This window comes from Brevundimonas sp. Marseille-Q4549, from assembly GCF_976940555.1.
The window spans coordinates 1,360,945-1,385,016 of the sequence record NZ_CDRHXG010000001.1 but is presented as its reverse complement, the minus strand read 5'-3'; the positions used below and the strand labels follow the sequence as shown (position 1 = coordinate 1,385,016).

Below are 24,072 nucleotides of genomic sequence, written 5' to 3'. Positions count from 1 at the left end.
CCTCTGGCGTTGCGCTCAGTGACTGTCGCGCGGCAGGCCAAACCGATCGACGAGACGATGATACTTCACGGCGGGTTCAAGCACGGCGCCGGTTTCCAGCTGGCCGACCACGGAACGCTGCATTTCCTGCCACGGAGTCTGGGAGGCGGGATAGGCATAGCCCCCGGCCGCCTCGAGCGCCCGGCGCCGCTGGGCCAATTCCTCATCCGAGATCAAGATGTCGGCGCGGCCGGTGTTCAGGTCGATGCGGACCCGGTCGCCGGTTTGCAGCAGGGCGATGTTTCCGCCGGCCGCCGCTTCGGGCGAGGCGTTCAGGATCGAGGGGGAGCCGGAGGTGCCCGACTGACGTCCGTCGCCGATGCAGGCCAGGGCGCTGACGCCTTTCTTGATCAGATAGGCGGGCGGCCGCATGTTCACGACCTCGGCCGCGCCCGGATAGCCGATGGGGCCGGCGCCGCGCATGAACAGCAGGGTCCGCTCGGTGATGCCCAGGCTCTCGTCGTCGATGCGGTGGTGATAGTCCTCGGGTCCGTCGAAGACGACGGCGGGGCCTTCGAAGGCGTTCAGGTCGTCGGGGTTCGACAGATAGCGTTGGCGGAACTCTTCCGAGATCACGCTCAGCTTCATGATGGCCGAGTTGAACAGATTGCCGGTGAAGACGACGAAACCGGCGTCGGTCTTCATCGGAGCGTCGAAGGTCTTGATGACGTCGGGCAGGACGATCTCGGCGTTCCTGCAGTTGTCGCCGATGGACTTGCCGGTGACGGTCAGGGCGCCTTCGCGGATCAGCCCCTGTTTCATCAGTTCGGAGACGACGGCGGGCACGCCGCCGGCGTGGAAATAGTCCTCGCCCAGATACTCGCCCGCCGGCTGGAGGTTGACCAGCAGGGGGACGTGCAGCCCCTCGGTCTGCCAGTCCTGCAACGGCACGTCGACGTGGGCGTGGCGGGCCAGGGCCGTCAGGTGGATCGGGGCGTTGGTCGAGCCGCCGATGGCGGAGTTGACGACGATGGCGTTGTGGAAGGCGTCCTTCGTCAGGATGTCGGACGGCTTCAGATCCTCGCGCACCATGTCCACGATCCGCAGGCCCGTCTCATAGGCGACCTGAGTGCGCTCGCGATAGGGCGCCGGGATGGCGGCCGAGCCGGGCAGCGACATGCCCAGCGCCTCGGCCAGCGAGTTCATCGTCGTCGCCGTGCCCATGGTGTTGCAATAGCCGACCGACGGCGCCGACGAGGCCACCAGTTCGATAAAGCCGTCATAGTCGATCTCTCCGGCCGCCATCATCTGACGCGCCTTCCAGATGATGGCGCCCGAGCCGGTGCGCTCGCCCTTGTGCCAACCGTTCAGCATGGGGCCGACCGACAGGGCGATTGCGGGAATGTCCACCGTGGCGGCGGCCATCAGACAGGCGGGCGTGGTCTTGTCGCAGCCGATGGTCAGGACGACGCCGTCCAGCGGATAGCCGTAAAGGCTCTCGACCAGACCCAGATAGGCGAGATTGCGATCCAGGCCGGCCGTCGGCCGCTTGCCGGTTTCCTGGATCGGGTGAACGGGGAACTCCATCGGAACGCCGCCTGCTTCACGGATACCGTCCCGCACCCGCTCCGCCAAAATCAGGTGATGACGGTTGCAAGGCGACAGATCCGAACCGGTCTGGGCGATGCCGATGATCGGCTTGTCCGACTGCAATTCCCGGCGTGTCAGACCGTAATTCAAATAGCGCTCCAGATAGAGCGCCGTCATGTCGGGATTTTCCGGGTTGTCGAACCAGGCGCGGCTGCGCAGCGGCTTCTTGGGCTTTGAGTTGTCGGTCATTCAGGTCCAGCCGCCATCGACGACATAGTGTTGATTGGTGATCGCCCCCGACTCATCCGAGCACATGAAGACGACCACGCGGGCGATGTCGTCGGGCACGAGCCGGCGCTTCAGACACTGGTTGGCGTAAATCTCTTTCTCGGTTTCGGGCGTGACCCAAAGCTCAAGCTGCCGCTCGGTCATGATCCATCCCGGCGCTACGGCGTTCACGCGCACGCCGAAGGGACCGAAGTCCCGCGCCAGCGACCGGGTCAGCCCGATCACCGCCGACTTGCAGGCGGTATAGGCCGGCATGCCGCCCTGGCCGATGATCCAGGAGGTCGAGCCCAGATTGACGATCGCACCCTTGCCCGCGGCCTGCATGTCCGGCAGCACCGCCTGGGCGGCGAAGAACTGATGCTTCAGGTTCACCGCCATGCGGCCGTCCCAATATGCCTCCGTCACGTCCAGCGTGGCGTGGCGTTCATCATGGGCGGCGTTATTGACCAGAACGTCGATGGGGCCGAACGCCTGGCGCACCTCCGCCACCGCCCCCTTCAGGGTAGGAATATCCGTCAGATCACAGGCGACGAAACGTGCGCCCTGGCCCAGTTCGGCCTCCAACACACGCCCCCGCTCCACGTCGATGTCCAGGAAGCCGACACGCGCGCCCTGAGCGTGAAAGGCGCGCGTAATCGCCTCGCCGATGCCGCCTGCGCCGCCTGTGACGATGACGGTCTTGTCCTTCAGATCGGGATAGATGGCGGCCATCAGGGGTGCGCGCCTCCACGCGGCTACTTTCACAAATGAAAGCCAATATCGTCAGCAAAAATGACGCCTGACGTCATCGCTGTCAACGCGGCGAGGCTCACGCTTGGAAGGCGGCGCCCATCTGGTCGGAAATGAAGGCGGCGGCCTGAACTAGCCGCGTCGCCGCCTCGCCTAGGGTGCAGGAGGCAGGCTGCTGTTCGATGAAGGGCGTGATCAAGGTGGCGATCACCCCGTCCGCCCCCTGGATCGGCGCGACCAGATCGGTGACGCCCTTCACGAAATCGCTGGGACGCGCGACGTGATCGTTTTTGGTCAGGGCTCGCGCCTGCTTGGCGAAGGCCGCCGCGGCCTCGGCGCCGAACTGGGCGACCAGCAGATCGTGCAGATGATTGCGCGTTTGCGGATTGGCCCGCGCGTAGAACATCAGGCCCGAGGTGGCGTGCAGCATGTTTCGCCGGTATCCGACCCGAACCGAATAGCCCAGGTCGCCCGGGCTCTCGATCCGGGCGATGACGACGATCTGGTCGCCGCTCGGGACGACCAGGTGGCAGGATTGACGAGTGGCGGCGGCCAGGTCACGCATCGGCGGCAGGGCGACCTCCACCAGAGAACGCGCCGGCGTCTGGGCCATGCCCAGGGCGAACAGCCGGTTGGTCAGGCGATAGGCCCCAGCGTCCTGTTCGATATAGCCGCGAAACTCCAGCACCTGGACCATCCGGAACAGTTCGCTGACCGACCGGCCAAGCGCCGCCGACATTTGGGACAAGCTCATGGCCTCGGCCTGCGCCGACAGCAGTTCCAGCACATCCAGCCCCTTCTCCAAGGCCGGCGCACGGTATTTCCGATCCGCGGAGGGCGACGAATCGGTCATGGCGGATTCTGGTCTTTGCGGCGCTGACATTCCCAGACAATACCGTGAGTGAAAACCCAAAGCATATATAAAAAGCGCATTGCCGCGCCCGCCGCTGTCCCTTAGGCTTTTTGAAGCGGTCGCGTCGCCGGCCGGGTTGGGGAGTAACGCACCATGTCGCTCGCAGGCATCGATCTGGCGATTCTGGCGATCTACGCCATCTTCATCTTCGGCCTGGCCCAGTGGGTCTCGCGCAGCGAGGCGGGACATCCGAAGACCTCGACCGACTATTTCATGGCGTCCAGGAGCCTGCCTTGGTGGGCCATCGGCGCCTCGCTGATCGCGGCCAACATCTCGGCTGAACAGATCATCGGCATGAGCGGTTCGGGCTATGTAATCGGCCTGGGCATCGCGTCGTATGAATGGATGGCGGCGCTGACCCTGCTGATCGTGGGCAAGTTCTTCCTGCCGATCTTCCTGCGCAACGAGATCGTGACCATGCCGCAGTTCCTGCAGCAGCGGTACGGGCCGACGATCCGCAACGTGATGGCCGTGTTCTGGCTGCTGCTCTACGTCTTCGTGAACGTGACCTCGATCCTGTGGCTGGGCGCCATCGCGGTGCACACCGTCACGGGCTTCAACCAGGATTACGCCATCGTCGCCATCGGCGTCTTCGCCCTGGCCTACCAGCTTTGGGGTGGGCTGAAGGCCGTGGCCCTGACCGACATCGTCCAGGTGGCCCTGCTGGTCTGCGGCGGTCTGATCATCGGCTTCATCGCCCTGTCGACCATCGGCGGTGCGGGCGGCGCGATCGCCGGCTTCCAGACCCTGATCACCCAGTTCCCGGACAAGTTCGACATGATCCTGTCCAAGGACAATCCCCACTATCAGGAACTGCCGGGCATCGCCGTGCTGCTGGGCGGGCTGTGGGTCATGAACATCAGCTACTGGGGCTTCAACCAGTACATCATCCAGCGCGCCCTGGCCGCCAAGTCCCTGCCGGAAGCGCAGAAGGGCATCGCCTTCGCTGCCTATCTGAAACTGCTGATGCCGGTGATCGTGGTGTTGCCGGGCATGGCCGCCCTGGTCCTGGCCCCCAATCTGTCAGCGCCGGACCAAGCCTATCCGACGATGATGAACCTGTTGCCTGTCGGTCTGAAGGGTCTGGTCTTCGCCGCCCTGATCGCCGCCATCATCGCTTCGCTGGCCTCGAAGGTGAACTCGATCTCGACCATCTTCACCCTGGACCTCTACGCCAAGATCAGGAAGGACACGCCCGAGCATCAGCTGGTCACGGTCGGCCGCATCGCCGCCGTCGCCGCTGTGATCATCGGCATCCTGACCGCCCGCCCGCTGCTGGGCGGCTTCGATCAGGCCTTCCAGTTCATCCAGGAGTTCACCGGCTTCTTCACCCCCGGCATCGTGGTCATCTTCATGCTGGGCCTGTTCTGGAAGCGGGCTTCCGAAGCGGGCGCCCTGACCGCCGCCATCGGCTCGGTCGTGCTGTCGGCGGTCTTCTGGTGGCTGCAGGAAACCGGCCAGTTCATCTTCCCCTTCATGAACCGGGTCGGCGTGGTCTTCGTCGTCTCGCTGATCGCGGCGGTGATCGTGTCCCTGCTTGTCCCGGCCAAGCCCGACGCCATGAAGATCAAGCTGGACCAGATCAGCTACAAGACCTCGCTGGGCTTCAACCTGGCGGCGGTCGGCGTGATCGCCTTCCTGATCCTGGTCTATACGATCTGGTGGTGAGGTGAGTTCAGCGACCGGACTGATCGGGGTCGATTGGGGCACCAGCAATCTGCGCGTCATGCGGATCGCCGAGGGCGGCGTGGTGCTGGACAGCCGCACCGACCCGCGCGGCGCCGGCGGCCTGGCGCCCGGTCAATTCCGCGAAGTGTTGAACGATGTCGCGGGCGACTGGCTGAACGACGGCTTGCCGGTGCTGGTCAGCGGCATGGCCGGGGCGCGCGGCCGGTGGCGTGAAATGGCCTATCTGCCCTGCCCGGCCGGCGTCGCGGATCTGGCCAGCGCCGTCGCCAGCCCAGACGATGCGCCCCACGTTTCGATTGTGCCCGGCATCGCCGTGTTTCAGGACGGCCGCCTTCAGAACGTGATCCGCGGCGAGGAGACCCAGGTCTTTGGCCTGAACGCGCCGGACGACGCGGTGGTCGTCGGCCCCGGCACCCACAGCAAATGGATCCGCACGGCTGGCGGACAGATCACCCATTTCCGCACCTTCATGACCGGCGAACTGTTCGCCGCCATCCGCAAGGGCACCATCCTGGGCGCCGACATGGGCGAGCCGGGCGTGGACGACCACGCCTTCGCCGCTGGGGTGGAGCGGGCCTTGCATGATCCCGCCGTGACCGCCGCCCTGTTCTCGGTGCGGGTCGAGGGCCTGGCCGGACGCCTTTCGCCGGCGTCCTCGGCCGACTATCTGTCGGGCCTGCTGATCGGGGCCGAGGTCGCGGCCCAGGTCGATGCGAACCATCGTCCCATCATCCTGATCGGCGCCGAGGCTTTGAGCCGCCGCTATGCCGCCGCCCTGGCGCAGGGCGGTTTCCAAGACGTCCGCATCGCGGACGGCGCCGCCGCCACGGCCAGAGGCCTGTGGCGCATTCATGAGGCCCTCTCCCGATGATCCCTGTCGCCATCGAAAGCCTGGACCCCCTGCCGCTGATCGCCATCCTGCGCGGCCTGGAGCCGGACGAGGCGGTCGAAATCGGCGAGGCCATCGTCGCTGCCGGTTTCCGCTGCCTGGAAGTGCCGCTGAACTCACCCGAGCCGCTGGAAAGCATCCGCCGTCTGCGCGCCGCGCTCGACGGCCGCGCCCTGGTCGGCGCCGGCACGGTGCTGAGCGTCGCGGCGGCGCGAGAGGTCGCGGACGCCGGCGGCCAGTTGATCATCTCGCCCAATGCGAACGTCGAGGTGATCCGCGAGGCCAAGACCCTGGGCCTGTTGTCCCTCCCCGGCTTCTTCACCCCGTCCGAAGCCTTCGCCGCTTTGGACGCCGGCGCCGACGCCCTGAAACTCTTCCCCGCCGAGATCGCCGGCCCCAAGGGTCTGAAAGCCGTCCGCGCCGTCCTGCCCGCCGAAACCCGCATCTACCCTGTCGGCGGTGTCGAACCCGACAGCATAGCCGATTGGCGCACTGCGGGCGCGTCGGGCTTCGGCATCGGATCAGCGGTGTTCAAGCCGGGCCAGCCCCCCCAGACCATCGGAGCCCAGGCCGCCCGCTTCGTCGCCAGCTGGACCAGACCCTAAGGCCTAGCTATCGCTATGTGTTAGAGCGGGACGACGTCTCCGTTCAAGCGAACCGAGAGCCTTCATCCCACCCTGACGTGAGGATGGCCTTCCTGTCCAGCGTTAGGCTCAGGACCCATTGATCCAAGAGGCTCGATCTGATTCAGGCTCCTGAGGAGTCTGGATATGAGTGACCTGTATTGGCTGACGGACGAGCAGATGGCTCGGCTGGAACCCTTCTTCCCCAAGAGCCACGGCAGGCCCAGGGTGGATGACCGTCGGGTGTTGAGCGGGATCATCTTCGTCAATCGCAACGGCCTGCGCTGGCGGGATGCCCCGGCGGCCTATGGGCCTCACAAGACCCTCTACAATCGCTGGAAGCGATGGAGCGAGGCCGGCGTCTTCGTTCGGATGATGGAGGGTCTGTCCGGCGCTCAGGCCGAGCGTCGTACGGTCATGATCGACGCGACATACCTCAAGGCGCACCGCACGGCTTCGAGCCTGCGGGTGAAAAAGGGGGCCTCGGGCGGCTGATCGGACGCCCCAAGGGCGGCATGAACACCAAGCTTCATGCCGTGACCGATGCCAACGGACGCCCCATCAGCCTGTTCGTGACCGCTGGCCAGGTCAGCGACTACACCGGCGCCGCCGCCCTGCTGGACAGTCTTCCCCCAGCTCAGTGGCTGCTCGGTGATCGGGGCTATGATGCGGACTGGTTCAGGGACGCCTTGCAGGCCAAGGGCGTCACGCCCTGCATCCCTGGCCGCAAATCCCGGACCGACCCCATCCGTTCGACAAGCGCCGCTACAAGCGGCGAAACCGGATCGAAATCATGTTCGGCAGGCTGAAGGACTGGCGGCGCGTCGCCACGCGCTATGATCGCTGCCCGACCGTCTTCCTCTCCGCCATAGCCCTCGCCGCAACCATCCTGTTCTGGCTATGAGTCCTGAGCCTAGGAACGGGATGATGACGTTGATATTTCCTGGCGTTTTGCCTTCGGACAGCAGCGCATCCTTGAACGCTATGACGTGCTGCTTGGTTACATCTTGGACCACCAACTTGCCGACGACGGCCTCGAAACGCTTAACCGTCCGCGTCAGGTCCCGCACCGTTCTCGGCCTTGGCGTCCGCTCGGCCTGCCATTTGTCCAGCACATCAGAGAGCGGGACACGGGGGCCGCCATATGCCGTGGGCTTGACGGCCGGAGCCGCAGCAAGGGCCGCCGCGCCTTCCCCGGTGAGGATCGCCAGCGTCGCCGCCCGCATCCCCTCAGCCTCAGACAATGACAGGCCCAGGTCATCGCCGCCGTCGAGGATCGCTTGATAGGTTTCCAACCCTTCGCGGGCCTCAAGGTTGAAGTCCTCTAACCGCCCAGCCGCGAGATATTCCGTCCGCTTCTTCCGCAGGGCGACCAGCGCCCGCGCCGCATAGGCATCTATGTCTATGGGTTTGGCCGCCGCCTTGGTTTCGACAGCGGGGGTCTTTTCGGCTGCGGCCATAGCTGCCCGCGCCTCAGCAAACTCTCGATCCTGCTCCGCCCATAGGGCGACATGGCGTCGCTTGGCCTCAGCCGGGTCCGAGGTCCCCAAGGCTTTGACGATTTCCCGCTTGCCGCCGTAGGCAGGGCGCAGGTCCAAGGGGATGATGCGGCGCGTGGAATACCGCCCGCCATCGCGCCTGATTAGGCCAGTCAACACGTCTGCTTTCTCCCTATCGAGTGTAGCAGACATTCGGCCCCTAACGATTGTAAGTGACTGATTTTATAACAAACTCTTTCAGATCAAGAGTTTGTAGCACCGTGGCGGTGCTGTCAGTCCAATGCGAACTTGTCTCCACTGAGCGCACCCCTCCCCCGCTCGTCGCTCTTCGGGCGGCAAGCGCCTTCCACTCGGCCAAAGTGGCAGAGCGTCGGGCTTTGAAGTGATCTCTGCTGATGAGATGGCGATCCTGGTTGAAGTGGTTGTGGGAAGCGGCGTGAACCGCGCCGAATTTCTGCAGGGTCTTCATCTGGCGGAACCGCTGCATGGCCCGCTCCGGATCACCTCAGGCGAACTGCCGAACCATCGAAACGGGTTGTTGGATCGGGCTTGTCAACTTGGAAAAGTTAACCCGACAGCACCCCCTCAGTCCTGAGCCCAACTTTTCAGTTCCTGACGGCGCCCACTCACCTATCGTCTCTCAGTCGGAGGCTCCAACTTCCCCGCCAGTCATCCGGCACTGCGTGCGCGCTGCAGCGAACGACGGTGCGAAACGGTCCGACTGGCGACTCGTAAACGGCGTTTGGCGCATGGATGGCGCATTCCAGTCCGTCGACTTCAAAAGCGGACACTGCGCCCGTCTCGAATGTCACTCCTACGCCCGTGACTTGAGCGCCAGACGAAAAGCTTGCGAACTCCATCTCGACTTTTGAAATGCGCACGCCGGATCGGGGGACGGCTATGTCGTGACGGGTGATCTTGCTGGGAGAGAACACATAGTCCGTCGTCATACTTACGCGGTCATCTCGAACCGGAGATGCCTTGCCCATCTGATCAAGTGCGGCCAGACGATAGGTGACGCGAGTGACGTCGCCTTCGGTCGTCGTCTGCACGTCCTGAAACCAGGACAGGGGCTGAAGCACCGTCCCGTCCGATAGGGTGATGCGGGGTATCAACTGAGGATAGGTCTGATCCGCCGCCCCGGCCAGCACGCCCGGCGAATAGGGAATGGGGAAATAGGGGTTGTTCATATGCTGGGTGGGGCCGCCGTTGACGAGGGGCAGGCCGATCACCCGGTCTGCGTCGCGATAGGTGATCAGGGCGCGATCCGTGTTCCCTCGCGCGAACCAGGTCGTCGTCGAGCGCGGTAGAGTATCCAGCCATTGCGCGAAGCCAGGGTCCGGCGCGCGATCCTTCCACCCGAGGCGATTCCAGATGGCGTTGGTGTAGAATAGCTGGTGCGACAAACTGATGTTTTCGCCCAGAATCCGGTGTTTTCCGCGATAGGCGTCCGTTCGACGCCCATGATCCCACATGTTCACCGACCCGGTGCCGCTATCCAGCCAGAAGTCGGCATAACGGGCCGCGACCCTAGAAGAAAAGGCGTACGCCATCGCCTTTTCCTGATCGCTCAGCAGGTCCAAGGCGGCGGCGGCGCTCAAGACCTCCAGAAAGCTTGTTTCGCCATAGACGCCGATGCTTCGCCCATATTCGAACCCTTCGCCGCGAAGGTTGAAGCGCAACATGAGCAGATCGACGGAACGGCGCAGCCAGTCCTTGACCGCCTGGGGCGGCTGCACGCCGGTCTCGATAAAGCGCTGGGCGATCTCTCCGATCAACAGCACGCTGTAGCGGTCGAAGCGCCCTTCGCCGTCCGTTTCGTCGGCGAAACCGAACTCGCCGGAATATTGGCGGAAGTGGTCCAGCGTCTTGACCAGCAAGGCCTCGCTGGCTGACGAATCCTCCCACCCCAAAAGGTATCGCAGGCGGGCGATGCTGAAGGCGACGCCGAAATAGTTATTCGGCAGATTGATCAACGTCAGTTCGTCGGGGCGAACGAATGTGCGCCAATCCAGCCGCTGGCGCAGACGCTCCAAGGTGTCCGGAGCTACGGCCTGGTCCAGCAGTCCAGCCTGCTGAAGCTGATGCAGCGCCGAGAGATAATAATAGATTCCCCAAGTCTCGTTATCGTCCTCCACCATCAGTTCGGACAGTCTGCGGAACCCGCCCAGCAGCTGGGCGCGGCGGGCGTCTTCAGCCGGCGTGTCCAGAATGGCTTCGGCCATGCCGATGGCGATCTTTCCCGGAAGGAATTTGTCGTTCGCCTCGAACACCTTGATGTCGTCCAGCGTCATATTCCGACCATCGGTGGTCAGTTGATCCAACAGGGCGGCCATCTGGGGCTTCACCCGATTGTGGATCACCGCGTTCATGGCCGGCGCATCCCTATACAGAACGCCCCTCTCGACCTGGGCCTGAGCGGGCGAGGCGACGCCGGTCAACGCAGCCGCCAGAACCGATACGGAAGCGCAGATGGTCAAGCTGTGGAGAGTCAACGGCGGATGTCCTTTGAAGATGCTGTCGGCGAGATGGCCGCCAAACCCCTATCGGCGCCGGCGGACGGCCAATGGGTTGCGATGCCGCCAGTCTGGGCAGCGCGGATATTTGAGCTCACGGAACGGCTTCTCCCTATGACGAAGAACCACGCTGATATTTTCGTTCGGTTTCAGTCCGACCAATCTTGCCACCGGTGTCATTTCTAGTCTAGCCTCTGCGGCGATACGACACCCGATGAACGGGTGCGACTTGGAAACGCTCTAGCTGGGGATACTCATGGTCAACCAAACACGCCGCCTGCGCCCCGTATTACTGGCCTCCGCAGCCCTGACGATGATCGCTGTCCCCGCTATGGCGCAGCAAGTCGATCCCGCATCCGAGACCGATCCTCAAAGCGATCAGGCGCAGGTCGATGACGTGGTCGTGACCGGCTTGCGCGCCACGCAACGCAGCTCCATCGACTTCAAGCGCAGTTCGGCGGTCATCGTCGACGCCATAATCAACGACGAAATCGGCTCCCTGCCCGACAACTCCGTCGGCGACACTCTTGAGCGCGTGACGGGCGTCACCGCCGACCGCTTCAAGGGCAACGCAAACGAACTGTCGGTGCGAGGGCTTGGCCCGACGCTCAGCTTCTCGACGTTTAACGGCCGCGAGGTCTCCACCGCCGGTCCCGACCGTTCGGTGGCCTTTCAGCAGTTCCCGTCCGAACTGGTCAACGGCGTCCTGGTCTATAAGAGCCAGCAAGCCGATTTCGTCGACGGCGGCATCGCGGGCGTGATCGAACTGCGCTCCATACGGCCGCTGGAAGCCCGACCGCGCCTGCAGTTCGAATATCGCGGCGTCTATCAGGGCAAGGACGATGCGATCCAAGGACGCGACGGCCTCGGCTACCGGGCCAACCTGTCTTGGACCAACCGCTGGCTGAATACCCGTGCGGGCGACTTCGGTCTGAGCCTCGGCTATCAGCATCAGGATCAGGCGTCGCCGGAGGACTATTACACCACCAACTCGGCTTTCATTCCGTGCAATTCTGAGGCTCTGAACCCCAGCCTGATCACGGGAACGGCCGCCGCCCAGACGGCTGCAGGGGCCAGCTTCAATTGCGGCCTTCGCAACAACCTCACCGCCGCTCAGCGCGCTGGCACGACGGATGCGCCGCTCTATTTCGCCACCACCTCGCGCACTTTCCGCCAGATTTCGACGGAAGAAACCCGTGACGGCTTCATGGGCGCCTTGCAGTGGCGGCCGACCGAACGGCTCGATTTCCTTCTGGACACCCAATATTCGAAGCGCTCCAGCCTCGAGAACCGCAACCAGTTGGCGATCACCGAAGCGGCGCGCGGCGTCGAGCCAATGGTTATCGGCGACGGCGGTCGTTACAGCGAAGGCGCGCTCATCTCCTACCGAGGCAACTCCAACTTGGAGATTCAGAACGAAGATCGACTGCGCGACGAGGAATACAAGGCGGTTGGCCTGTCGGGCCGTTGGAATGGCGACCGCCTGCGCCTGTCGGGCGACCTGTCCTATTCGGAATCTCACCGCACCGAGACGCAGAAGTCCACGAACATGCGGTCGCCGACACGTGTGGCCTATACGTTGGACGCTTCCACTGACGTCGTGCCCACGGTCGATTTCGGCGGCTTCGACATCACCAATCCCGCCTCCTTCCTGACGACCACGATCGCGTCCAACACCAACTATGCCCGCTATCGCCTGGCGACGGATCGGAAGGACGAGATCGCTGCGGTCCGCTTCGACGGCGTCTACGACCTTTCGCCGACCGGCTTCTTCCGTACATTGAACATGGGCGCCCGCTATTCGGAACACACTCGCAAGACCGATCTGGCCAACAACGGGGACGTCAACATCCCGATCGCCCGCGATGGTCTGACAGCGGCCCAGATCGTGGCGCAAGCCAACCAGAACTGCCGCACCGCCTTTCCTACGTCGGAGTTCATGACCCAGTCATCGACCAACGTGCGTCGCTGGGCCAGCTTCGATAACGACTGCCTGTTCCGCGCCTATACGGGCCGCGACACCAATCCGCTGATGGCCGACTCTCGCGGACCGGAGGACATCGACGTCAAGGAAACGATCAGCGCCCTCTATATGATGACCACGTTCGGCGGCGAATTCCGCACCACGCCCTTCAGCGGCAACTTCGGCGTCCGCTATGTGAAGACCGAGGTGGATTCACGCGGATATCGCTCCGAAGTGATTGTCACGCCTTCGGTGGCGGGTTCTGCAGCGACGATCGTAACCGTTCCTGGCACGCTCAGCGAGGTTCGCGGCAAGGGCGACTATGATTACTGGCTGCCCAGCGCCAATGTGAACTTCGACCTTACCGACCGAACCCGCCTGCGCTTCGGTGCGTCGCGATCCATCGCCCGTTCCGGCATCGAAGACTTCAATGTCGGCATCAATCCGCAGCCGGACACAACAGCCACCACGGTTCAGGGCGTTCTCGCCAACTCGCAGACCGGCAACCCCAATCTGAAGCCGCTGGATAGCTGGAACCTGGACGCCTCGATCGAATACTATCTGAACCGCGACACGGCCTTCTCGTTCGCCATCTATCACAAATGGATCAAGAACGCCTCTTTCGACGCCGTACAGCCCTTCACCACGTCGATCATCGCCAACGGGGTGGAAACCACCTTCAACGCCGTCGCCCCGGCCAACGACACCCAACAGCGTCAGTTGTCCGGATTTGAGATCACCGGCAGCACGGTGTTCAGCCAGCTCCCGGGTCTGTGGTCGGGCTTGGGCGTCAGCGGCGGATACAACTACGCCGATGCCGATTTCGAATTCCCCGACCCGTCCAGCGTCGCCCCCTATGTCGCACCTGCTGGTTTGCGGGGCCTGTCGCGCCACAACGCGAACGCCTCGGTGTTCTGGGAAGGGGCCGGTCTTCAGCTTCGCGCCGCCTACCGCTATCGCTCGGATTATTCCAAGCCAAACAGCAGCACCAACCGAAGTGTTCGCGGGTCTGGCGTCCTGAACCTGTCGGCCAGTTACGACATCAGCCGAAACGTCCAACTGAAGCTGCAGGCGCTGAACGTCACCAATGCCCGCGACATCATGTACAAGCCCGGCTACGACGCCGTGACCGAGGTCAGTGAGAGCAATCCTCAGTACTATTTCGGCGTTCGCTTCCGCTACTGACCCCAACGCCCGGCCGTCGTGCTTCGGGCGCGACGGCCGGCCAGGATTCCAGCCATGAAACGTCTGATCCCTTCGCTGACGGCTCTGGCCGTCGCTTGCGCCGCCCCGCCCGTCATCGCCCAATCCGCCGCCCCTCAGTCGAGCGCCGTTCAGTCGGGCGCCGTTCAGGCCCGTAGCGCCCCCCCATGCGAGGGGGCGGCTGGCTATTCGGCCGTTTTCGAGGGGCGACGCACCTTTCTGTGGCGGCCGGACTGGCTGACCACGATCAAGGGACGTCTGGGCGACGATCCGTCTTTGCAACCGGCCTGGAGCGCGCTGAAGGATCGCGCGGACGCCGCCCTGGAGCGCGCGCCTTATTCGGTCGTCGACAAGACGATGACGCCCGCCAGCGGCGACAAGCATGATTATATGAGCATGGGGCCCTACTGGTGGCCTGACCGGTCCAAGCCCAACGGCCTGCCCTATGTGCGCCGCGACGGCCAATTCAACCCCGAACGGGAAACCAGCGCTTTCGACGTCACCAGACTCGAGGCGATGAGTCAGGATGTCCAGGCCTTGGCGTTGGCGAACTATTTCACAGGCGACGCACGCTACGCCGCCAAGGCCGGCGAATTAATCCGCGTCTGGTTCTTGAACCCCGCCACGAGGATGAACCCTAACTTCAACCACGGCCAGGCCGTGCCGGGCCGTGTGTCGGGTCGCGCCGAAGGCGTCATCGACGCCCACAGGCTGGCGCGAGTAATCGAAGCTGCCGGCCTGCTGCTGCCGACGGACGCCCTGACCCGAGATGAAAACGAGGCGCTTCAGGACTGGTTCGGCGAACTGGTGCAGTGGATGGCCACCAGCCCCATCGGACGCGAGGAAAGGGCCGCCGATAACAATCACGGCCTATATTACGATACGCTGATCACTCATTTCGCCTTGTTCGCGGGGCTGGAGGATGTCGCCCAAGCCGTGGCCGAGCGCGCCAAGACAAGGCGACTGGCGGCCCAGATCGATCCCGACGGCAGCCTGCCCAAGGAACTGACGCGAACCCGATCGCTGCACTATACGACCTGGACGCTGACAGCCGCCTTCGATCTGGCGGACGAAGCGCGATGCGTCGGCGTCGACCTTTGGAACTATCGTTCCGAGGATGGGCGTTCACTGCACGGCGCTGCGGAATTCGTGGCGGCCTACGCTGGTCGTGAAACGGAGTGGCGCTGGCCAGAGCTGAACAAGTCCGAAACCGACGGCATATACGAAGTGTTGCAACGGGCCGCCTGGGCATGGAACGATCCGTCCTTCGCCGACAAGGCCGCCCTTTACGCCGAACGTAACGCCGGCATGAGCCTGAACCTGCGGGTGCCGCCCTACGCCCGTTAGGCTCGGTCACTGCACTGTCGGCGGCCTCTCGGCGGCGGTTTCGTCCAGAACCAAACCAGCGCGCCCATGCCGTCGCATTGGCGCGCCGTTGCGCCTGTCGTCGCTCGCGCGCAATCCGCTGTCGCAGCCCCTCCCCCTCGCCACGACCATCGCCGCCAGGCGGGCCATCTCATAAGAAAAGGCCGGGCGCAGGCCCGGCCTTTTAGGTTTCAGGGATGCAGCACGCTCACACCTTGGCCGGCGCATATTTGGGCGACAGCAGATGCACCGCCAGGAGCGCGACCAGATAGGCCGAGGCGGCCACGATGAAGATGGGCGTATAGGTTCCGATCTTCTCCAGGACGAAACCGGCATATTTGGCCATGACCATTCCGCCGATGCCGCCCAGCATTCCACCGATCCCCACGACTGACCCCACGGCCGCGCGTGGGAAGACATCGGCCGGGAAGGCGTAAAGATTGGCCGAGAAACCTTGGTGGGCGGCCGTGGCCAGACCGATGATGCCGACTGCGACCCACAGGTTCGACGCTGAGGCGGCGAAGGCCACGGGAACGGCGCATAGGGCGCAGATCAGCATAGTGATCTTGCGTGCGTTATTGACGCTCATGCCTTTGTGCATGAGCCGCGACGACAGCCAGCCGCCCCCGACCGATCCCACATCGCTGAGCAAATAGATGGCGACGATAGGGGGCCCGAAGGTCTTGAGGTCCAGACCATAGGTCTTGCCCAGAAAGTCCGGCAGCCAGAACAGGAACATCCACCAGATCGGGTCGATCAGAAACTTGCCCAACGCATAGGCCCAGGTTTCCTTGACCGTCAGCAGCTTGGTCCACTTGACCTTCTCGACGGCGTCGGCGGGGTCTTGTTCGATATAGGCCAGTTCGGTCGCCGCCAGCCCCTTAACCTCGCGCGGGCGACGGTACATCAGAAGCCAGATCGGAAGCCAGATCAGTCCCAGTATCCCGGTTATGACGAAGGCCATCTGCCAGCCGAATGTCAGCACCAGGCCAGGCACGATCAACGGCGTGACGATGGCCCCGATATTGGTCCCGGCGTTGAAGAGGCCGGTGGCCAGGGCGCGTTCCTTCTTGGGGAACCATTCAGCGACGGCCTTGATGCTGCCGGGAAACCCGCCGGCCTCGCCCACGCCCAACACCATGCGCGCCATCATTAAGTGCGACAGGTCGCGGGCGGCGCCGTGCATCATGTGGCCGATCTGCCAGATGCCGAAGGCGATCCCCAGGCCCCAGCGAGCGCCGATCCGGTCCATGATCCGCCCCCACAGCAGATAGGCCACCGCATAGGAGGCCTGGAACCAGAAGACGATGTCGGCATAGTCGGTTTCGGACCAGCCGAACTCGGCCGACAGGGTCGGCTTCAAGAAGCCGATCATTTGGCGATCGACATAGTTGATCACCATGGCTGCAAACAGCAACCACATGATGATCCAGCGATATTTTCCGGGTGACGGCGCCTTGATCTTGATCGGCGGCGCGACGGAGGCGTCTGACATGGTCTTACAACCTGTTCCTGATGTTTCCTCGACACGTCCCGTCTCTGATCGCCGAAGCGACGGACGGGTTGGCGTCCGATAATGGTCTAGTTGCCGCCGGCCCTGACGACCGAACAGTGAATCTCAGCCACGCCGCGAAAGACGCACACCGTCTCGTCGCCGGCCTGGACGCGATGGACGCCGGTGACGGCGCCTGTGGTGATCAGCATTCCCGCCTTCAGCGGCCGGCCCCGTCGAGCGCAGTGCTCCAGCAGGAAACGCACCGATTCCATCGCCCCGCCTTCCAGCGACCGCGAACCGCCGATGCCGACACTGGCCCCGTTGATGACGGTTTCGACCTCCATGTCTTCCATCCGCTCGCGCCAGTTCTCCACCTCCGGCCCCACGACGACGCCGCCGTTGTTGCCGAAGTCCGAGGCCACCACGGTCGGTCCCAGATCGTTGATACTGGCCAAGGGGCTGCCGGCCAGTTCGACGCCGACGAAGACCTTGTCCACGACGTCCAGGGCCTCGCCCAACGTCCAGTCGGTCTTGGCGGGATCGGCGTCTGCGCCGATTCGGGCGATGAACTCTGCTTCCACGGCGGCGAATCCGCCGTCGATCGCCGGGAGAACCGCAGGCCTACGTCCATCGTAGGGCCAGACGTTGGCCGCGAAAACTGCGCCGGCCAGACGGTGCACGCCCAAGGTCGACTGAAGCGACGGCGCGACCCCTCCCACCTTCCACCCCACCAGACGATCAGGAAACAGGTCGATGGCGATGTCCTGAATGGCGTAGGATTCCGCCATCGTCGCAGGCACCAGACCTGGATACGCAGACAGGAAACGCTTGGCCAGACGCGCGGCGACAAACCGCCCGGCGATCTCCGTCGGTTCGGCAGAAGGATCCGATGATGTGACGAGCGTGGCCTTCATCGCCTGCGCCTCATGATGGGAAAAATGCAAATCAAGGAAACCGCCTCGTGAAGAAGCGCCGATAAGAGCGACGAAGGAAACCGGTGTCAATGCGGTTTGCGGCGCACGATGGCGTCGCGCGTCACGAGCGGCTATGGCTAGGCGACAGATAGGGGAGCAGCCGACCTTGGCTCAAGACGATCCGCGATCCGACAGACCGGGCAAGCGGGCCACCATCAACGATGTCGCCCGAGAGGCGAATGTCTCCAAGAAGACCGTCTCACGGGTCATCAATCAGTCGCCGTTCGTCAAGGAGGACACGCGCGAGCGGGTCGATGCGGTCATCAAAGCCCTCGGTTTCACGCCCGATCCCCAGGCGCGCGCCCTGGCCTTTCGCCGGTCTTTCCTGGTCGGGCTGATCTACGACAATCCCAGCCCGACCTATGTCGTGAACATGCAGCAGGGGGTTCTGGATGCGCTGAAGGGTTCGGGGCTGGAACTTGTCGTTCATCCCTGCAACCGCGACGTCCCTACCCTGCTGGAGGACATTCGCGGCTTCGTCGAGCGTCAGCGGCTTTACGGTGTCATCATGCCGCCGTCGGTGTCGGAGGACGAACGGGTCATCGACCTGCTTCGCGAACTGGACTGCCCCTATGTCCGAATCGCCTCGGTCGCCTTGGACAAACCCGAGGCCATGCTCGTCACCAACGACTGGATCGGCGCCGCCGAAGCGGCCAACCATCTGGCCGCCCTGGGGCACAGGCGCATCGGTCTGGTGCGCGGCCCCGACCTGTTTCGGTCCTCGGCGGTTCGGGGCAAGGGGTTTCGGGACGCCTTGGCCGAACGTGGCATTCCGTTGAACCCGGCTTACGACTTCAAGGGCGCCTATACGTTCGAATCGGGCGTGGACGCCGGCCATGCCCTGCTGTCGTTGGACACGCCGCCCACCGCCATCTTCACCTTGAACGACGACATGGCGATCGGCGTCATGCAGGCGGCGCGAGAGCGCGGCCTGGAGTTGCCGCGCGACCTGTCGGTCGTCGGATTCGACGACCTGCCTATGGCGGCCAGGGTTTGGCCGAACCTGACGTCGGTTCGCCTACCGATTCGCGACATGGGCCGCATGGCGGCCGAGAAACTGCTGGCGCCCATGCGCGGCCTCGACCCCGCGACCCTGGAACAGGACGAGGTCCATCCGGCGCTGGTGGTGCGCAAATCCGCTATCGTCGCGGTCTGACCGGGGCCGAAAGCCAAGGATGCGGTCGGCGTCGATCAACGACGCCGACCGCCTGACCTCAAGCCGTCTCGCGCGCCGGCGCCGCGCTGAGAACGCCCTTCAGATAGTCGCGGATGCCTTCGTCGGCAGCGTTGGCGAAGAAGTATTCGGCGAAGCGCTCGCCGCCGATGGCGGCCTTCAGCAGATCCTGATCCATCGCCTTCAGCGCCGACAGCATGTCCTTGCAGGTCGCCGCCTTCAGGTCGCTGAGCACGCCGCGGTTTTTGCGCATGATCTCGGCCCGTTCCTTGGGATAGCCCAGGCCGCGTTCGCCATCGAACAGCTTGCGATAGACGTCCTGCAGGTTCAGTTCGGCCGCCCAGCCGAAGCCCTTGGCGTAGGCCATCGAAATGGCGTTGCCGTCGTTGATCTGACCGAACAGGAAGGCGTCGGTCGGGTCGACGACCAGGCCGCAGAACACGCCTGGCATGCTGTTGGCGGCCAGCATGGAACCCATGCCCGTGCCGCAACCGGTGACGACAAAGTCTGCGGCCCCGGAATTGAGCAGTATGCCAGCCAGAACGCCGTTCATGACATAGGTCAGCGACGCCTTGTCCTCGGGCGCATACATTCCATAGTGGAACACTTGGTGTCCCAACGGTTCGGCGACCGCGACCAGCGCGTCATGAACGATCTGGCTTTTGGCGGCTTGGCTGTTCTCTATGATCAGAGCGATTTTCATTGGGAGGAATCCTCATGGCGATGACGACGGCGGCTCCGGCGGCTTTCGCGGGTTACCATCTAACTGTTTGCATCGGTATATGACACCGGTTACCACACGAAACAAGCCGGACTGAGTCGGCGCCCCTGACAGGCTTTGGAGGACACACACCATGAGCAATCCGTTTGATCTGACCGGCAAGGTTGCGCTGGTGACGGGGGGCAATGTGGGCCTGGGTCAGGGGATCGCCCTGGCCCTGGCAGAGGCGGGAGCAGACATAGTCTCGGTCGCCCTGTCGGATTCGGACGACACGGTCGCCCAGGTCCGGGCCATGGGCCGGCGCGCCCATGCGATCAGCGCTGACCTGACCTCCATCGAGCCGATCCAGCGCGTGCTGGCCGAGGCGCTGGAGGCGATGGGCCGGGTGGACATCCTGGTCAACAACGCCGGTCTGATCCGCCGCGCCGACGCCGTGGATTTCTCCGAGGCCGACTGGGACCTGGTGATGAACATCAACCTGAAGACCGTCTTCTTCCTCAGTCAGGCGGTCGCCCGTCGCTTCATCGCACAGGGCGACGGCGGCAAGATCATCAACATCGCCTCCATGCTGTCCTTCCAGGGCGGCATCCGCGTGCCCTCCTACACCGCCTCCAAGTCGGGGGTGGCGGGCCTGACCAAGCTGATGGCCAATGAGTGGGCCCCGCACGGCATCACCGCCAACGCCATCGCGCCCGGCTATTTCGCCACGGCCAACACCCAGGCCCTGCGCGAGGACCCGGTGCGGTCGGCCGAGATCCTGGGCCGCATCCCCGCCGGTCGGTGGGGCCGGCCCTCGGACCTGGGCGGCGCGGCCGTCTTCCTGGCGTCCAGCGCCTCGGACTATGTCCAGGGCGCCATCCTGCCGGTCGACGGCGGCTGGCAGGCGCGTTGATCCAGGGCTAGCGTTCGGACATGACCAGCAAAGCCTCAGGGGGTGCGGGGCCTCAAGCCGTGAGCGACCGCGTCGCGAGCATTGGGCCCGTAAGGGATGGCGGCGTCATCCTCTGCTTCGGCGAGATGCTGCTGCGGTTCTCGCCGAACCAGAACGAACTGTTGATGCAGTCCCCCGCCCTGACCGTGCGTCCGGCGGGAGCCGAGGCGAACGTCGCCGTCTCCCTGGCCAACATCGGCGCGCCCGTCCGCCTGGCGACGGTCCTGCCGGACAATGCGCTCGGTCGCGCCGCGCGCGACGCGGTGCAAAAGCACGGCGTGGACACCGGTCCCGTCGTCTTCACGCCCGGACGGATGGGACTGTATTTCCTGACGCCCGGCGCGGTGCGTCGTCCGTCCGAGGTTCTCTACGACCGCGCCGGCTCGGCCTTCGTCGAGAACGTTCATGCCGTCTTCGACTGGGACGCCCTGCTGGACGGGGTGGAATGGCTGCACGCCTCGGGCGTCACCCCGGCCACCGGCCCCAACGGCTCCGCCGCCGCCGTCGCCCTGATCGAGGCCGCCGTCAGCAAGGGCGTCAAGGTCAGCTATGACGGCAACTTCCGGGGCAAGCTGTGGGAGCAGTGGGACGGCGATCCGCCCGCGACCCTGGGCCGGATGCTGGCGGGCGCGACCGTCGCCTTCGCCGACGACCGCGACTTCGCCCTGGTGCTGAAGACCGCCTTCGACAATCCCGACCCGGCCGAGCGCCGTCGTCAGGCCGCCAGGGCCGCCTTCGCCGCCTTCCCTCGCCTGGAGCGCATCGCCTGCACCCACAGGGTCCAGGACAGCGTCGCCGACCAGGCCCTGTCCGCCATCCTCATGACCCGCGACGGCGATCGGATCGTCGAGACCCTGGCCCCGCCCATCCAGTTGACCGGCGTCGTCGACCGCGTCGGCGGCGGAGACGCCTTTGCGTCTGGGGTTCTGTTCGGCCTGTGGAGCGGATGGACCGACCAGCAGGCGCTGGACTTCGGCCTCGCCGCCGCCGGCCTCAAACACGCCATACCCGGCGACTTCAACCTCGCCTCCGCCGACGACGTCCACGCCGCAATGGGCGACGGCGGGTTCGATATCAGGCGATAAGGGTGCTGTCAGTCTAGGCTCAGGACTCATAGCCAGAACAGGACGGTCGCGGCGAGGGCTATGGCGGAGAGGAAGACGGTCGGGCAGCGATCATAGCGCGTGGCGACGCGCCGCCAGTCCTTCAGCCTGCCGAACATGATTTCGATCCGGTTTCGCCGCTTGTAGCGGCGCTTGTCGTAACGGATGGGGTCTGACGTGACCCCCGTTTCTCATCCAGCCATAACGAGAGTCCTGGGTTGATCTGATCCGCTCCCATTCTCTGGAGCACTCGGAGCTGGAGTTTTCCGGCCCGAGTCAGGGTGACGGGCTGGCTGCGTCACCGGGATTCATCAACGTGATCGGCGGCTTGTTGCCTATGGCCCCATGGGGCCGAACCTCGTTGTAGTCTCTGCGCCAAACCTCCAACTTTTCGGCCGCATCCGCAAGCGTGAGGAACCAGTGGGCGTTCAGGCATTCGGCCCGGAAGCGTCCGTTGAACGCCTCGATGAAGGCGTTGTCTGTCGGTTTGCCGGGCCGCGAGAAGTCGAGGGGGTGCTGTCAGTCCAATGCGAACTTGTCTCCACTGAACGCACCCCTCCCTCGCTCGTCGCTCTTCAGGCGGCGAGCGCCTGCCACTCGGCCAAGGCGGCAGAGCGTCGGGCTTTGAAGTGGTCTCTGCTGATGAGATGGCGATCCTGGTTGAAGTGGTTGTAGAAGGCGGCGTGGACGGCGCTGAATTTCTGCAGTGTCTTCATCTGGCGGAAGCGCTGCATGGCCCGCTCTCTTCGTCGGAACGGCAGATGTGAGTTCTCGACGCGGTTGTTGAGCCAGCGGCCCGTTTCGTGTTTTCCGGCCCCGCCGATATCCTTCAAAGCAGCCCTGTAGGATCGCAATCCATCGGTGATGACCGCTTTGGTAGGCCCGTGCCGGCGCATGGCTTTCTTGAGGAATTTCAGCGCCGCAGCCTTGTCGCGCGTCTTGGTGACGAAGGATTCTAGGATCTCGCCTTCATGGTCGACGGCGCGCCAGAGGTAGTGGCGTTCCCCGTTGATGCGGACGAACACCTCGTCGAGATGCCACCGCCAATGGGTGAATTGGCGCATTGCCTGAACCCGTTTCCTACGGATCTCGCCGGCGAACATGGGACCAAATCGGTTCCACCAAAGCCGGACCGTCTCATGGCAAATATCGATGCCGCGCTCGGCCAAAAGGTCTTCGACCTGACGGAGCGAAAGCGGGAAGCGGACGTACATCATCACGACCGTTCGGATCACCTCAGGCGAGCTGTCGAACCATCGAAACGGGTTGTCGGACTTGGCCATGCGGCCACGCTATCCGACACGATCAGGGGAGCAACCCGTTTGGGCTGACAAGACCTCCTGAACGGATCAACCCCATGAACAGCCCCGTCGATGGCGAAATCTACAAGGCCGTTTCCGAGGCCGTGTCGCCAGATTTCGCGTTCAGTTACCTCGTCAAGGCCGAACAGCACGGGCGTCGGATTACGCCCTTCACCCGCGTCGCCTGGGAGCGTCTGACCTCAAATCCCTACGCCATGGAGGTGTTGAACAGGTTGGGCGTCACTCTGGTTCGGCCTCAGCCCTGGAGCGAGGTCAGGGAGGAGAGAAAACGGAACCAGCGAATCCCCCATCAGGACCAAGCCGCATGAGCCGAAAGAAGAAATCCCCGGCCGTTCCTGCCGACATTACCGCTCGCCGCGCCGAAAAGCGGGAGTTGAAGGCCCGTGGCCTGGAGGTCAACGTCGATCCGCGCGACGAGAAGATCGTCGGCATCTGGCGCCCGGACTGTTTCAACCTGCTGCTGAAGAATAGCCCGGCCGAGGCCGCCGCCGTCCAATGGCTGGAAGAGCTGATCCGCACGGCCTCGGGCGAGAACGGTCAGGAGCGTCGCCCCGACTTCATCCGGTCGTCATCCATCGGAGCTCCGGGCCAGAACGTCAGCCAATCGATGATCGACGCCGACGACATGCTGTCCGCCGTCACGGAGCACATGGCGCCGCGCGACGCCCGGATGCTGTTCGAACTGCTCAAGCCGGATGAGGCCTTGCTGACCCGGTGGCGTGATGTCGTCCAGCGCTGCACCGGCGAGACGAACCCCCAGGCCCAGGGCGGCGCCGTGCGGGCGGCCTGCGCGCACCTGGCCCACATCCGCACGATCAGCGACCGGCTGTTGCGGGATCGGAAGGAACGTCGGAGGATGGCGGCATATTCAACCCGAGCCCTGAGTTCGTGATGAAGGCGACAGTTGGAGACGTAATGAGGACGCTCTCCCGCATGGGGTGTCCACCATGGCGCTTGATGCACACCACGGGGGAAGTGATCGGCCTCGTTAAGCGCGACGAGCAAGGGAGTTCTTATCTGCTGCACGGAGGAGTTCGCTACTACCTAGACGGACGCGATGTTCCGGAACCCGCTGAGATAAACCCCCATTGACCGATTAACCGAAG

General features: G+C 64.2%; 20 protein-coding genes and 3 pseudogenes. 11 read left to right on the top strand and 12 right to left on the bottom strand.

Annotated features, from left to right (window positions below; translation table 11 throughout):
- Nucleotides 1-15: 15 nt before the first annotated feature.
- From ACWPV3_RS06890 to ACWPV3_RS06880, 3 genes are all read right to left on the bottom strand, one after another.
- Complete coding sequence (locus ACWPV3_RS06890) at nucleotides 16-1,818, bottom strand: IlvD/Edd family dehydratase (protein ID WP_453977352.1); 1,803 nt, start codon at nucleotides 1,816-1,818, stop codon at nucleotides 16-18.
- On the bottom strand, nucleotides 1,819-2,568 hold the full coding sequence (locus ACWPV3_RS06885) for an SDR family NAD(P)-dependent oxidoreductase (protein ID WP_453977351.1): 750 nt from the start codon (nucleotides 2,566-2,568) through the stop codon (nucleotides 1,819-1,821).
- A gap of 97 nt (nucleotides 2,569-2,665) precedes the next feature.
- Nucleotides 2,666-3,439 (bottom strand): IclR family transcriptional regulator, encoded by a 774-nt coding sequence (locus ACWPV3_RS06880; protein ID WP_453977350.1) that lies wholly within the window; start codon nucleotides 3,437-3,439, stop codon nucleotides 2,666-2,668.
- Between the two features lie 153 nt (nucleotides 3,440-3,592).
- Here ACWPV3_RS06880 and ACWPV3_RS06875 point away from each other — a divergent pair, with 153 nt between their 5' ends.
- The 4 genes and pseudogenes from ACWPV3_RS06875 (at nucleotide 3,593) to ACWPV3_RS06860 (ending at nucleotide 7,604) form a co-directional block, all read left to right on the top strand.
- The gene (locus tag ACWPV3_RS06875) at nucleotides 3,593-5,167 is read left to right on the top strand and encodes a sodium/sugar symporter (protein WP_453977349.1); all 1,575 of its coding nucleotides are present in this window, start codon (nucleotides 3,593-3,595) and stop codon (nucleotides 5,165-5,167) included.
- Between the two features lies 1 nt (nucleotide 5,168).
- A complete protein-coding gene (locus ACWPV3_RS06870; RefSeq protein ID WP_453977348.1) occupies nucleotides 5,169-6,059 on the top strand; it encodes a 2-dehydro-3-deoxygalactonokinase in 891 nt (296 codons plus the stop codon).
- Nucleotides 6,056-6,682 carry a 2-dehydro-3-deoxy-6-phosphogalactonate aldolase gene (locus ACWPV3_RS06865; protein WP_453977347.1) on the top strand — a complete coding sequence of 209 codons (627 nt, stop codon included), beginning with the start codon at nucleotides 6,056-6,058 and terminating at the stop codon, nucleotides 6,680-6,682. The genes ACWPV3_RS06870 and ACWPV3_RS06865 overlap by 4 nt, the downstream gene beginning before the upstream one ends.
- Before the next feature lie 165 nt (nucleotides 6,683-6,847).
- Nucleotides 6,848-7,604, top strand: a pseudogene (locus ACWPV3_RS06860) (IS5 family transposase).
- Here the strand turns inward: ACWPV3_RS06860 and ACWPV3_RS06855 are convergent.
- From ACWPV3_RS06855 to ACWPV3_RS06845, 3 genes are all read right to left on the bottom strand, one after another.
- On the bottom strand, nucleotides 7,492-8,358 hold the full coding sequence (locus tag ACWPV3_RS06855) for a DUF6538 domain-containing protein (RefSeq protein ID WP_453977346.1): 867 nt from the start codon (nucleotides 8,356-8,358) through the stop codon (nucleotides 7,492-7,494). The pseudogene ACWPV3_RS06860 and the gene ACWPV3_RS06855 overlap by 113 nt on opposite strands.
- Nucleotides 8,359-8,398: 40 nt before the next feature.
- Nucleotides 8,399-8,686 (bottom strand): hypothetical protein, encoded by a 288-nt coding sequence (locus ACWPV3_RS06850; RefSeq protein ID WP_453977345.1) that lies wholly within the window; start codon nucleotides 8,684-8,686, stop codon nucleotides 8,399-8,401.
- Nucleotides 8,687-8,825: 139 nt separating this feature from the next.
- A complete protein-coding gene (locus ACWPV3_RS06845) occupies nucleotides 8,826-10,694 on the bottom strand; it encodes a hypothetical protein (protein ID WP_453977344.1) in 1,869 nt (622 codons plus the stop codon).
- A 334-nt stretch (nucleotides 10,695-11,028) separates the two neighbouring features.
- On the opposite strand from ACWPV3_RS06845, the gene ACWPV3_RS06840 reads away from it, so the two are divergent.
- Nucleotides 11,029-13,863 carry a TonB-dependent receptor gene (locus ACWPV3_RS06840; protein WP_453977343.1) on the top strand — a complete coding sequence of 945 codons (2,835 nt, stop codon included), beginning with the start codon at nucleotides 11,029-11,031 and terminating at the stop codon, nucleotides 13,861-13,863.
- 54 nt (nucleotides 13,864-13,917) lie between these two features.
- Entirely contained in the window at nucleotides 13,918-15,228 is a 1,311-nt protein-coding gene (locus tag ACWPV3_RS06835; RefSeq protein WP_312736539.1) for an alginate lyase family protein, read from the top strand.
- A 226-nt stretch (nucleotides 15,229-15,454) separates the two neighbouring features.
- Here ACWPV3_RS06835 and ACWPV3_RS06830 read toward each other — a convergent pair whose 3' ends face one another.
- Both ACWPV3_RS06830 and ACWPV3_RS06825 read right to left on the bottom strand, forming a co-directional pair.
- A complete protein-coding gene (locus ACWPV3_RS06830) occupies nucleotides 15,455-16,741 on the bottom strand; it encodes an MFS transporter (RefSeq protein ID WP_453977342.1) in 1,287 nt (428 codons plus the stop codon).
- Nucleotides 16,742-16,827: 86 nt separating this feature from the next.
- On the bottom strand, nucleotides 16,828-17,655 hold the full coding sequence (locus ACWPV3_RS06825) for a 2-keto-4-pentenoate hydratase (protein ID WP_453977340.1): 828 nt from the start codon (nucleotides 17,653-17,655) through the stop codon (nucleotides 16,828-16,830).
- Nucleotides 17,656-17,821: 166 nt separating this feature from the next.
- On the opposite strand from ACWPV3_RS06825, the gene ACWPV3_RS06820 reads away from it, so the two are divergent.
- Entirely contained in the window at nucleotides 17,822-18,871 is a 1,050-nt protein-coding gene (locus tag ACWPV3_RS06820) for a LacI family DNA-binding transcriptional regulator (RefSeq protein ID WP_453977339.1), read from the top strand.
- Nucleotides 18,872-18,929: 58 nt separating this feature from the next.
- Here the strand turns inward: ACWPV3_RS06820 and ACWPV3_RS06815 are convergent, their stop codons facing one another.
- A complete protein-coding gene (locus ACWPV3_RS06815; RefSeq protein ID WP_312736531.1) occupies nucleotides 18,930-19,592 on the bottom strand; it encodes an RpiB/LacA/LacB family sugar-phosphate isomerase in 663 nt (220 codons plus the stop codon).
- Between the two features lie 151 nt (nucleotides 19,593-19,743).
- Here ACWPV3_RS06815 and kduD point away from each other — a divergent pair, with 151 nt between their 5' ends.
- Both kduD and ACWPV3_RS06805 read left to right on the top strand, forming a co-directional pair.
- Nucleotides 19,744-20,502 carry a 2-dehydro-3-deoxy-D-gluconate 5-dehydrogenase KduD gene (gene kduD, locus ACWPV3_RS06810; protein WP_453977338.1) on the top strand — a complete coding sequence of 253 codons (759 nt, stop codon included), beginning with the start codon at nucleotides 19,744-19,746 and terminating at the stop codon, nucleotides 20,500-20,502.
- Nucleotides 20,503-20,561: 59 nt separating this feature from the next.
- The gene (locus ACWPV3_RS06805) at nucleotides 20,562-21,626 is read left to right on the top strand and encodes a sugar kinase (protein WP_453977336.1); all 1,065 of its coding nucleotides are present in this window, start codon (nucleotides 20,562-20,564) and stop codon (nucleotides 21,624-21,626) included.
- Nucleotides 21,627-21,652: 26 nt separating this feature from the next.
- Here ACWPV3_RS06805 and ACWPV3_RS06800 read toward each other — a convergent pair.
- From ACWPV3_RS06800 to ACWPV3_RS06790, 3 genes and pseudogenes are all read right to left on the bottom strand, one after another.
- Nucleotides 21,653-21,811: pseudogene (locus ACWPV3_RS06800) on the bottom strand (transposase); the annotation flags it as partial.
- A gap of 109 nt (nucleotides 21,812-21,920) precedes the next feature.
- Nucleotides 21,921-22,154, bottom strand: a pseudogene (locus ACWPV3_RS06795) (integrase core domain-containing protein); the annotation flags it as partial.
- Between the two features lie 65 nt (nucleotides 22,155-22,219).
- The gene (locus ACWPV3_RS06790; RefSeq protein WP_453977335.1) at nucleotides 22,220-22,927 is read right to left on the bottom strand and encodes an IS6 family transposase; all 708 of its coding nucleotides are present in this window, start codon (nucleotides 22,925-22,927) and stop codon (nucleotides 22,220-22,222) included.
- 74 nt (nucleotides 22,928-23,001) lie between these two features.
- Here ACWPV3_RS06790 and ACWPV3_RS06785 point away from each other — a divergent pair, with 74 nt between their 5' ends.
- Nucleotides 23,002-23,274 (top strand): hypothetical protein, encoded by a 273-nt coding sequence (locus ACWPV3_RS06785; RefSeq protein ID WP_453977334.1) that lies wholly within the window; start codon nucleotides 23,002-23,004, stop codon nucleotides 23,272-23,274.
- Nucleotides 23,271-23,858 carry a hypothetical protein gene (locus tag ACWPV3_RS06780; protein ID WP_453977333.1) on the top strand — a complete coding sequence of 196 codons (588 nt, stop codon included), beginning with the start codon at nucleotides 23,271-23,273 and terminating at the stop codon, nucleotides 23,856-23,858. Before ACWPV3_RS06785 ends, ACWPV3_RS06780 begins: the two co-directional genes overlap by 4 nt.
- Nucleotides 23,859-24,072 lie beyond the last annotated feature (214 nt).